Here is a 9,239-nt window from a genome sequence, read left to right as displayed (position 1 = left end):
CGGCGATGATGCCGGTGGTGTAGCAGTAGTTGATATGGCCCTTGGCCCAGTTGCTGGTGATATCGGTCAGGCCGGAGTTGACGCTCTGGTACAGAGCGCTGTTGTCCACGCCCTTGTTCATGATGACGGAGAGCATCTTCGCCATCTGAGCGCGGTCAACATTTTCGGTAGGACCATAGGAGCCGTCGGGCTTGCCCTCGATGATGCCGAGGGAAACCAGCATGGAAACGGCGTCCTTGTTCACGATCTGATCCTTATCGGTGAGATCGTTGTAGCTCACAGCGGAGGCGGAGACAACCATCATGCCGATAAGCATGATCGCCGCCAGAGCCAGGCTGAGAGCCCGCTTGAGGTTTCTCATTTGGATTTCCTCCTTCTGAATTTTGAGCCAGAGGGGCGTATGACGCCCCTTGCAAGCCATGAAAAAGGAGGGATTCCCCCCACATGCAGTTCTAAATGGCACAAAAGAGCGGCAAAAAGTGGCGTTGGTAGACCTCTGGTAGACACGCCGGGCAGGCCAAGCGCAAAAAGAGCCCGGAACCGCAACGGTTCCGGGCTCTTTTTGGTAGACATTTGGTAGACTTAGACTTAAAACACAGTACAGGTCACTTGAGCCAATCACACACCTCAGCCAGGCTGATGCCCTGGCCGCGGGCGATACGGGCCACATCCTCGTACTCTGGCTTGGAGCGGACGACGCCCCAGCCGGAGGCGGTCTTGAGCCGCACGGGGCCGTGGGGGGTATCCACGGTGCGCTCACCCCGCTCCAGGGTATACCGGCGGCACACATTCTCCCGCACGCCCAGAGTGGTGGTGTGCCGGAAAAGCAGGCCAAGCAGCCTCTCCCGATCCTCCATACGGCACATACAGGAGAGCAGCACGGCGGGGCGGCCCTTCTTCATGCCGATGGGCGTGGTATACACGTCCAGTGCTCCGGCGGCAAGCAGCTCCTCCTGGGCAAAGCCGATGGCCTCGGCGGTCATGTCGTCCAGATTGCAGCACAGCTCAGCCACTTCATCTCTGCCGCCTGCTGTCTCTCCCAGCAGGGCGCGGACACAGTTGGCCGCCTCAAAGTCCTTGTTTCCCATACCATAGCCGATTTTTTCCACCTTCATCACCGGCATGGAGCCGAACTCGGTGACAAAGTGCTTGAGCAGCGCCGCGCCGGTGGGAGTGCACAGTTCTCCCCGGATGGCCCCACCATAGATGGGGACATCCCGGAGAATGTGGGCCGTGGCGGGGGCGGGCACGGGCAGGATGCCGTGGGCGCAGCGCACCTGGCCGCTTCCCACGTGCACCGGGGAGGCCACGATACGCTCCACACCCAGCATGTGCACCAGCAGGCAGACCCCCACCACGTCGGCCACCGCGTCCAGGCTGCCCACCTCATGGAAGTGGATCTCCTCCACCGGCGCGCCGTGGGCGTGGCTTTCAGCCTCCGCGATCAGGCCGTAGACCGCCTCCGCATCGGCCCGCACCGCCTCGGGAAGCTCCAGATGGCCCAACAGATGGCGGATCTCCCCCATTCCGGTGTGGTGGTGATGTCCATGGTCGTGGTCATGCTGGTGGTGCTCGTGTTCATGGCCATGTTCGTGCTCGTGACCATGCTCATGGCTGTGGCTGTGGTCATGGCCCTGGTCGTGATGGTGGATGTGTCCCTCCGGGGATACGTCGCAGCTGACCTCCTCCTCCCCGTGTACCGTCACCGCCACATGGGTACCGGTGATGCCGCATTTGACGGCCGGGGCGGCGGATACCGCCACACCGGGCAGGCCCAGGCCGTTCATCTTCTCCAGAAAGGCCGCCTTGTCGTCCGCAAGCTCCAGCAGGGCCGCCATGAGCATATCGCCGGCGGCCCCCATGCCGCAGTCCAGATAGAGTGTTCTCATTTCTGTTTCCCTCCCATGTGGTTGATCATGCTGGCCAGATAGCCCGCGCCGAAGCCGTTGTCGATGTTGACCACGCTCACCCCGCTGGCGCAAGAGTTGAGCATGGACAGCAGGGAGGACAGACCGTGGAAACAGGCCCCGTAGCCGATGCTGGTGGGGACGGCGATTACCGGGCAGTCGGCCAGCCCGCCGATGACGCTGGCCAGGGCGCCCTCCATCCCCGCAATGGCGATGATGACGTTGGCGCTCATGAGCTCCTCCAGGTGGGAGAGCAGACGGTGCAGCCCGGCCACTCCCACGTCGTACAGGCGCACCACCTCGTTGCCCAGGGCCTCGGCGGTGAGGGCGGCCTCCTCGGCCACCGGCATGTCGCTGGTACCGCCGGTGGCCACCACCACCTTCCCGCTGCCGTCTGGGGCGGGCAAGCCGCCCACGATGCCGATGCGGCCCATCTCGTAATAGGTGAAGGGGTGGGCCGGGTCAATGGCCGCCGCCGCCTCGGCCGACATGCGGGTGATGAGGATGGTGTCCTGCCCGCCGGAGCGCATGGCGTCCACGATGCGGGCGATCTGCTCCGGGGTCTTGCCCGCGCCGTAGATCACCTCGGCCACCCCCTGGCGGAGGCCCCGGTGGCTGTCCAGCTTGGCAAAGCCCAGCTCCTCGAACGGCTCCATTTTCAGCCTGAGCAGGGCGTCGTTTACATCCACCTGTCCGGCGGCCACCTGCTCCAGCAGGGCCTTGATCGCTCTCTGTTCCATTCAGCGCTCCTCCAAATCCAGCAGAATCGGCTTGAAATAGGGGGCCAAGGCCGCCCGCAGGGCGGCCCGCTCCCGGACGGCCCGCTCCAGCTGTCCGGCCGGAAGCTGGAGCCGTGCCGCCCCGTGGAACACCCGCACCCGGAAGTCAGTGTACCCCAGGCGGAACAGGGCGTCCTCCGCCCCCTCCACCCGGGCCAGGATCTCCCCGGTAATGGCTTCCCCGGTGGGAATCCGGGTGGCCAGGCAGGCATAGGCCGGCTTATCCCAGGTAAAGAGGCCCGCCTCCCTGGACAGGCGGCGTATGTCCGCCTTGGTCAGGCCGCACTCCCGCAGGGGGGAGCGCACCTCCAGCTCCCGCAGAGCCCTCATGCCCGGCCGGTCGCCGGCCTCGTCGGAGGCGTTGGTGCCGTCCAGCAGGACGGTGTACCCGTCGGCCGCGGCCCGCGCCTTCAGCGCGCGGAACAGGTTCTGCTTGCAGTAGTAGCACCGCTCCGCCGGGTTGGCCGCCACCCGCGGGTCGGCCAGGGCGTCCAGCTCCAGCACCGTCACCTCCACCCCCAGTTCCCCGGCCAGCCGGAGGGCGTCGTCCCGCTCAAACCGGGGCTGGAAAGCGGTTTTGATGTAGTATGGGCGGATATCCGCCCCGGCCTGCACCCCGGCGTACAGCAGATAGGCCGAGTCCACCCCGCCGGAGAAGCCCAGGGCGCACTTGGGATGGGCTGCGAAAAACTCGTTCAGCGTCATGGCCCGGCTCCTCACACGTCGAAGCGGTTATAGGCCCGGAAGCAGTCCAGGCACAGCTTTTTCCCATTCTCCAGCCGGAGCAGGTGCTCCGCCGTCACCTCGCCGCAGCCGTCGCAGGGGAGGGACTGGAAGAGCCGGGCCTTCTCGGGCAGGGACAGCACGGCGGGCTTCACGTCGAAAAGGGACGCGGGGGCGGCGTCCTGGAGGTAGCGGAACCGCTCCTCCTTGGTCTGGTACTCCGCCGGAGTGGGGCGGAGCACCAGGCGCACCGCCTTGCCGGTCTTCCGGTTGTAGAAGGAGAAGGCCTGCTTGCCCCGGAGGTGGAAGAGCAGGTTGCCCTTGCCCACGCTGCACCCCAGTAGCACCTGAATGGCGTCCACGCCGCAGGCGTCGTTCTCCGTGATGCACACCACGTCCTCGTCGGCGGAGAAGTCCAGCTCCAGCAGCTCCATGGCGTACCGGGCGGCCTGGAAGCCGATGGTCAGGCCGCCGCATGCGTGGCCGTGGAAGGCCACGCATTTATCCCAGAGGGCTTGTCGATCCATATTCATTCGTCCTTTCTACGGCGTAGGCTAGCCCGCGTCAAACAGGCCGTCAAAGCGCACTTGAATGTAGTCGTTGGGGTTCAGCCGGGTGAGCGTCCCCCCCTCCAGACGGAAGAGACGGTCGGAAATCTTCAGGGCGCTGTCCAGATCGTGGGTGATGAACAGCATGGAGAAGCCCCGGCTGTTCTGGAGGCCCTTGAGCATCCGCAGCAGGTTGGCCTTGCCCGAGGGGTCCAGCATGGAGGTGGGCTCGTCGGCAATGAGGAGGGCCGGCTCCATGGTCAGGGCGCGGGCGATGGCCACCCGCTGCCGCTGGCCGCCGGACAGGGCGTGAATCCGCCGGGTGAGGAAGCTGTCGCAGGCGAAAAGGCCCACGTCCTCCAGCGCCCGCTCCGCCGCCCCGTCCTGAAAGCAGCCGGACAGTCGCATGGGCTCCTCCACCGCCTCCCGCACCGTCATGCGGGGGTTGAGCGCGGCCTGGCTGTCCTGGAGTACCATCTGTACTCCGCCCAGGCGGCGGTGGAGGGCGGCAAAGTCGGCCGCCTCCCCCTGGAACTCCACCGCCCCGTCTCCCTCCAGGGGGAGCAGCCCCGCCAGGGTGCGGGCCAGGGTGGTCTTGCCCGCGCCGGAGCGGCCCACCAGGGAGACGATCTCCCCGCTGTAGAGGGTGAGATCAATGCCGTCCAGCACCCGCTGCCGCCCGAAGGACTTGCGGAGGCCCCGGCATTCCAGCAGCGTGAGCACGCCCCCCCGGTTGCAGGCCAGGAGGCGGCCGTCGGGCTGCGCCGTCAGCTCCGGCGCGTGGGCGGCGCAGTCCGGCAGGCTCTGGGTACAGCGGCCGTAGAAGGGGCAGCCGTGGGGCTGCCGGGTGTAGGAGACGGTGGTGGGGCGGATGCCCCACATGTCCCGCACCGGGTTGAGGCCCACCGCCGACTGGAGCAGGCCGCGGGTGTAGGGGTGGCGGGGGTGGTCCAAAAGGGCGCGGGTGTCCCCCGCCTCCTCCACGTGCCCGTCGTAGAGCACCACCGTCCGCCCGCCCAGGTCGGCGGCCAGCTTCATGTCGTGGGTGATGACCAGGAAGGCGGTGCCCAGCCTGCGGTTTAATTCCTGGATCAGCGCCGTGATCCCCCGGCTGGAGGCGATGTCCAGGGCGCCGGTGGGCTCGTCCAGCAGCACCAGGGCGGGGTTGAGGGCCAGGGCGTTGGCCAGCAGGAACTTCTGCACCATGCCGCCGGACAGCTCCCGGGGATAGCGCTCCAGATCCGCCGTCTCCAGACCCACCAGGGCCATCAGCTCCTCCATCCGCGCCGCCATGGCCGCCCCCCGGTACGCCCGGCACAGCACCTCCCGCAGGTGCTCCGCCAGGGTGAGGGAGGGGTTGAGCCACTCGGCCGAGTTCTGGAAGGAGAGGGCGAACTCCTTCATGCGCAGGGGCCTGCGCGCCCGCTCGTCCATGGCCAGCAGCTCCCTGCCGTTGAGGTACACCTGCCCGCTGACCTGGGCCTCCGGCTCGGACAGGCAGGCGATGGCGCGGGCCAGGGTGGTCTTGCCGCTGCCCGACTCCCCCACGATGGTGAGCATTTCCCCGGCGTCCAGAGCAAAGCTCACCGGGTGAAGGGTGAACTCCGGGTAGGACACCGACAGGTTGTTCACTTCCAGCAGCACGGCTTGTCCCTCCTCTGTTGTTCCTCCAGCCCGCCCACCAGCAGGCGCAGCAGCAGCGTGGACAGCACCAGCGCCCCCACCGGCGGGAGGAGCCACCACGTCCAGAAGTCCGTCCGGTAGAGACCGGGGAAGTCCACGGCCCGGGCGATCATCATACCCCAGGAGCGGGCCAGCGGGTCGGACAGGCCCAGAAAGGCCAGGGAGGACTCCTGGAGAATGGCCCGTCCCACCACCGCCAGGGCATTGATGGTGAGCAGAGGCCACAGCTCATGGCCGATGTGGGTGCGGATGAGGTACCAGGTTCCGCCGCCGTAGAGCCGGGCCATCTGCACGTAGTCCCGCCGCCGGATGGAGATGGTCTTGGCCCGCATCTGCCGGGCCACCGGGGCCCAGGAGAAGGCGGCAATGATCCAGACCAGGTTCCAGGTGCTCTGCCCCAGAAAGGCCCCGATGACGATCATGACCGGGAGCTGGGGGATGGCCAGAAGCACCTGGATCAGAAAGGAGATCAGAGCGTCCGCCCAGCCCCCCGCAAAGCCCGCCAGTATCCCCAGGCCGCCCCCCACCGCAAAGGTGAAGGCGGCGGCGGCCAGGCCGATGCCCAGGCTGCGGAAGAAGCCGGCGGAGATCTGGGCGTAGATGTCCACCCCCAGGTTGTCGGTGCCGAGCCAGTGGGCGGCGGAGGGGGCCTCCAGGGAGCCCCCCGACGGGAGCTGGGCCGGGTGGGGGTATCCGGTGACCCCCCACAGAAAACAGAGGGTCAGCAGCGCCAGCAGGAGCAGGGGAACCAGCCATTTGCGCCTCATGGCCCCTCCTCCTCTCCGTCCAGCCGGCGGTTGACCACGTCCGCCGCCGCCAGGCTGAGGAGCACCAGCACGGCGGACAGGAGGAACACCCCCTGGAGCATGGGATAGTCCCGGTACTGCACCGCTTCCCGCAGGACGGTGCCCAGGCCGGGGTAGGCGAAGACGTTCTCCACCAGAATGGTGCCCCCCACTGCGCCCCCCACGCTGAGGAAAAAGCGGGCCACGATGGGGGTGGCGGCGTTGCGCAGGATGTAGGCGGTGCGGATGCGCCCCGCGGTCAGGCCCTTGGCACGGGCGCTGGTGAGGTAGGGCCTGCCCAGGATGGTGAAAAAGCTGGCCCGGGCGGTAAAAAAGAGCTTGGGGACCGTGACCAGGGTGAGGGCGCACACCGGCATCAGGCTGTGCACCAGGATGTCCCCCAGCCGCTGCCACAGGCCGTCGTATTGGGCAAAGGGGGTGTAGGCCCCGGAGAGGGGAATCCACGCTGCCCGGGCCGCCACCAGGAAGAGCAGGAGCACGCCGGTGAGGAAGGGGGGCACCTCCGCCAGGGCGGAGAGGACCGGGTAGAGCGCCCGGTCGGCCCAGGGCCGGCGGACGCACAGCAGGGCCAGGGCCACCCCCAGGAGCAGGCTGAGGGCCAGGGTGCTCCCCATGATCCACAGGCTCCAGGGCAGGCGCTCCAGCAGAATATCCGCCACGGGCCGCTTATAGTGGATACTCTGGCCGAAGTCCCCGTGGAGGTTGTCCACAATGGTGTCCCTCAGCTGTGGAAAAAAGGGCTTGTCCAGGCCGTAGTAGGCCCGCAGCAGCTCCTTCTGCTCCTCCGAGTAGGCGGCGTCCACATCGTCCCCGGCGGCCCCGGAGGTGTAGTCAAAGGGGTCGCCCGGCATCAGCCGGGGAATGGAGAAGTTGAGGAGATAGATGACCAGAAAGGCCCCCAGCAGCATCAGCAGCTTTTTTCCCATGCTTCTCCTTTCCCGGCGGGGCGGACCTCAGCGCGCCATGTAGGACAGGCGGTTCTGCTCCGCCTGCTGGTAGGCGTAGGTCTTCATCCAGCCGTCATAGACATCCTTGCGGTACATGGAGTAGGAGGACTGGTTGGCGATGACGATGATGGGGATCTCCCGGCTCACCAGCAGCTCCAGCTCCTGAAACAGCTCCACCCGTTTGTCAAAGTCGGTCTCGTATACCTGGCCCTCGGCCAACGCGGTCATCTCGGCGTTGGAGTAGCCGATGGCCCCCATGGAGTGGGGGTTGGTGCCGGAGAACTTGGACTCGTCGGAGAACAGGGTGCGCATGTAGGTGGGGGGATTGTTGCCCCAGCCGCCGTTGCCCACCAGGGCGAACTCGTAGTCGCCGCTGTTGATGCGCCCGTCCCGGGTGGCCGAGTCGTGGGCCTCCACCGCCACCTCGATGCCCGCGGCGGTGAGGCCGTTGCGGATGATCTCCGCGATGGCCAGGTCGTCCCCGTCGTCGCCGCACAGAAGGGTGACGGAATAACCCTTCCCCGCAAAGACGGCGCGGGCCGCCTCCGGGTCATAGGGGTACTGCACCACGTTCTCGTTATAGTACAGGCTGCCCTGGGGGACGTAGCCCGCGCTGCCCACCGTGCCCGCGCCGCGGAACACGCTGTCCACCACGCTCTGCCGGTCGATGGCGGCGTACACCCCCTGCCGCAGGGCGAGCTCCAAAAAGTCGGGGCACCGCTCGTAGTTGATGAGCAGCTTATAGCCCATGTCGTTGGCCTTCTCCACCACGCCGATGGACGGGTCGTTCAAATAGGTGTCCATCAGGTCGGCGGGCAGGGAGGTGATGTCGATCTCCCCGCTCTCAAAGGCCAGCAGGGGGTCGCTCACCGGCACAAACTGGATCTTCTCCGCCGCCTGCTCCCCGTTGCACCAGCCGTCGAAGGCAGTGAACTCATAGCTGCCGGTGGCCCCGTCATAGGCGGTGCAGGCATAGGCCCCGCTGCCTGTCAGATAGCCCTCCCCGGTGTAGGAGTTGGGATCGTCCACGCTCTCCCAGATGTGCTTGGGCAGGATCACGAAGGAGCCCAGGTTGGACAGGGTGTCGGCGTTGGCCTCCTTCACGGTGATGGTGATGGTCTGCTCATCCACCACCGTATAGTGGTCCACCAGATAGCCGTCCCCCACCCCCAGGGAGTTGGACACCGGGGGGTGCTCCTGATAGTAGTCCAGGGTGAAGGCCACGTCGGCGGTGGTGAGGGGCGCGCCGTCCTGGAATTGGGCGTCTGCAAAGAGGGTGAAGGTGTAGTCGTTGCCGTCCATGGACCAGCGCTCCGCCAGCCAGGGCACGTCGCCGGTCTCGTCCTTCTCCAGCAGGCTGCCGTACACCAGGCGCATCTTGGCCGTGCCGGGGCCGCGGGACTGGTGCAGATAGGGATTTGGGACGCCCCAGTCGGTGCCCCCCTCCAGGCGGAGGGTCTCCACCCGGCGACCGGAGGCGGAGCCGCTCTCCAACGGGGCCGTCGGGGTGACGGCGGCCTCCGGCGCGCCGCCGCAGCCGGCCAGCAGGCCGGCGCACAGGGCGCCCGTCAAAAGCAGGCCGACCGCTCTTTTTCCATACTTGCTCATGGGTCTCTCTCCTTTTCTTCCCCGGACACAAAAAAAGCCCACCATGTGCGCGCAGGCGCACATGGTGAACTTCGGTTCACCGGTTTCAACGGCCGGGGGATGGGTGTGGAAAAAGGCTTCAGCCTTTCTAAAGCCGCTTCAGCGGCTCGTTTGGCTCAGTATAGCAGAAAAAGGGCGGGGCTGTCAATCCTGTTCCCCCGATTTCGTGTAGGTTTGTCAAACATATTGGACGGTGAAC

9 protein-coding genes are annotated in these 9,239 nt (G+C 66.7%); all 9 read right to left on the bottom strand.

Going from position 1 to position 9,239, the window contains the following annotated elements; translation table 11 throughout:
- The coding region (locus HMPREF0372_RS10155) for an S-layer homology domain-containing protein (RefSeq protein ID WP_039997192.1) at nucleotides 1–361 on the bottom strand (361 nt) is incomplete at its 3' end.
- 244 nt (nucleotides 362–605) lie between these two features.
- A complete protein-coding gene (larC, locus tag HMPREF0372_RS10150) occupies nucleotides 606–1,889 on the bottom strand; it encodes a nickel pincer cofactor biosynthesis protein LarC (protein ID WP_007491834.1) in 1,284 nt (427 codons plus the stop codon).
- Nucleotides 1,886–2,647, bottom strand: coding sequence for a nickel pincer cofactor biosynthesis protein LarB (gene larB, locus HMPREF0372_RS10145; RefSeq protein ID WP_007491832.1), 762 nt, complete (start codon nucleotides 2,645–2,647; stop codon nucleotides 1,886–1,888). The genes larC and larB overlap by 4 nt, the downstream gene beginning before the upstream one ends.
- Entirely contained in the window at nucleotides 2,648–3,391 is a 744-nt protein-coding gene (gene larE, locus HMPREF0372_RS10140; RefSeq protein WP_007491830.1) for an ATP-dependent sacrificial sulfur transferase LarE, read from the bottom strand. It lies immediately after the preceding gene.
- 11 nt (nucleotides 3,392–3,402) lie between these two features.
- Nucleotides 3,403–3,936 (bottom strand): FmdE family protein, encoded by a 534-nt coding sequence (locus HMPREF0372_RS10135; RefSeq protein ID WP_024723385.1) that lies wholly within the window; start codon nucleotides 3,934–3,936, stop codon nucleotides 3,403–3,405.
- 27 nt (nucleotides 3,937–3,963) lie between these two features.
- A complete protein-coding gene (locus tag HMPREF0372_RS10130; RefSeq protein WP_007491826.1) occupies nucleotides 3,964–5,601 on the bottom strand; it encodes an ABC transporter ATP-binding protein in 1,638 nt (545 codons plus the stop codon).
- A complete protein-coding gene (locus HMPREF0372_RS10125) occupies nucleotides 5,586–6,407 on the bottom strand; it encodes an ABC transporter permease (protein ID WP_007491823.1) in 822 nt (273 codons plus the stop codon). Before HMPREF0372_RS10125 ends, HMPREF0372_RS10130 begins: the two co-directional genes overlap by 16 nt.
- A complete protein-coding gene (locus tag HMPREF0372_RS10120) occupies nucleotides 6,404–7,372 on the bottom strand; it encodes an ABC transporter permease (RefSeq protein ID WP_007491821.1) in 969 nt (322 codons plus the stop codon). Before HMPREF0372_RS10120 ends, HMPREF0372_RS10125 begins: the two co-directional genes overlap by 4 nt.
- 27 nt (nucleotides 7,373–7,399) lie before the next feature.
- Nucleotides 7,400–9,001, bottom strand: a complete 1,602-nt coding sequence (locus HMPREF0372_RS10115) for an ABC transporter substrate-binding protein (RefSeq protein ID WP_007491819.1) — start codon at nucleotides 8,999–9,001, stop codon at nucleotides 7,400–7,402.
- Between the last annotated feature and the right edge of the window lie 238 nt (nucleotides 9,002–9,239).

It is taken from the genome of Flavonifractor plautii ATCC 29863 (assembly GCF_000239295.1).
GTDB lineage: Bacteria > Bacillota > Clostridia > Oscillospirales > Oscillospiraceae > Flavonifractor > Flavonifractor plautii.
The sequence above is the reverse complement of the archived record's forward strand: the minus strand, read 5'-3'. Positions and strand labels throughout refer to the sequence as shown.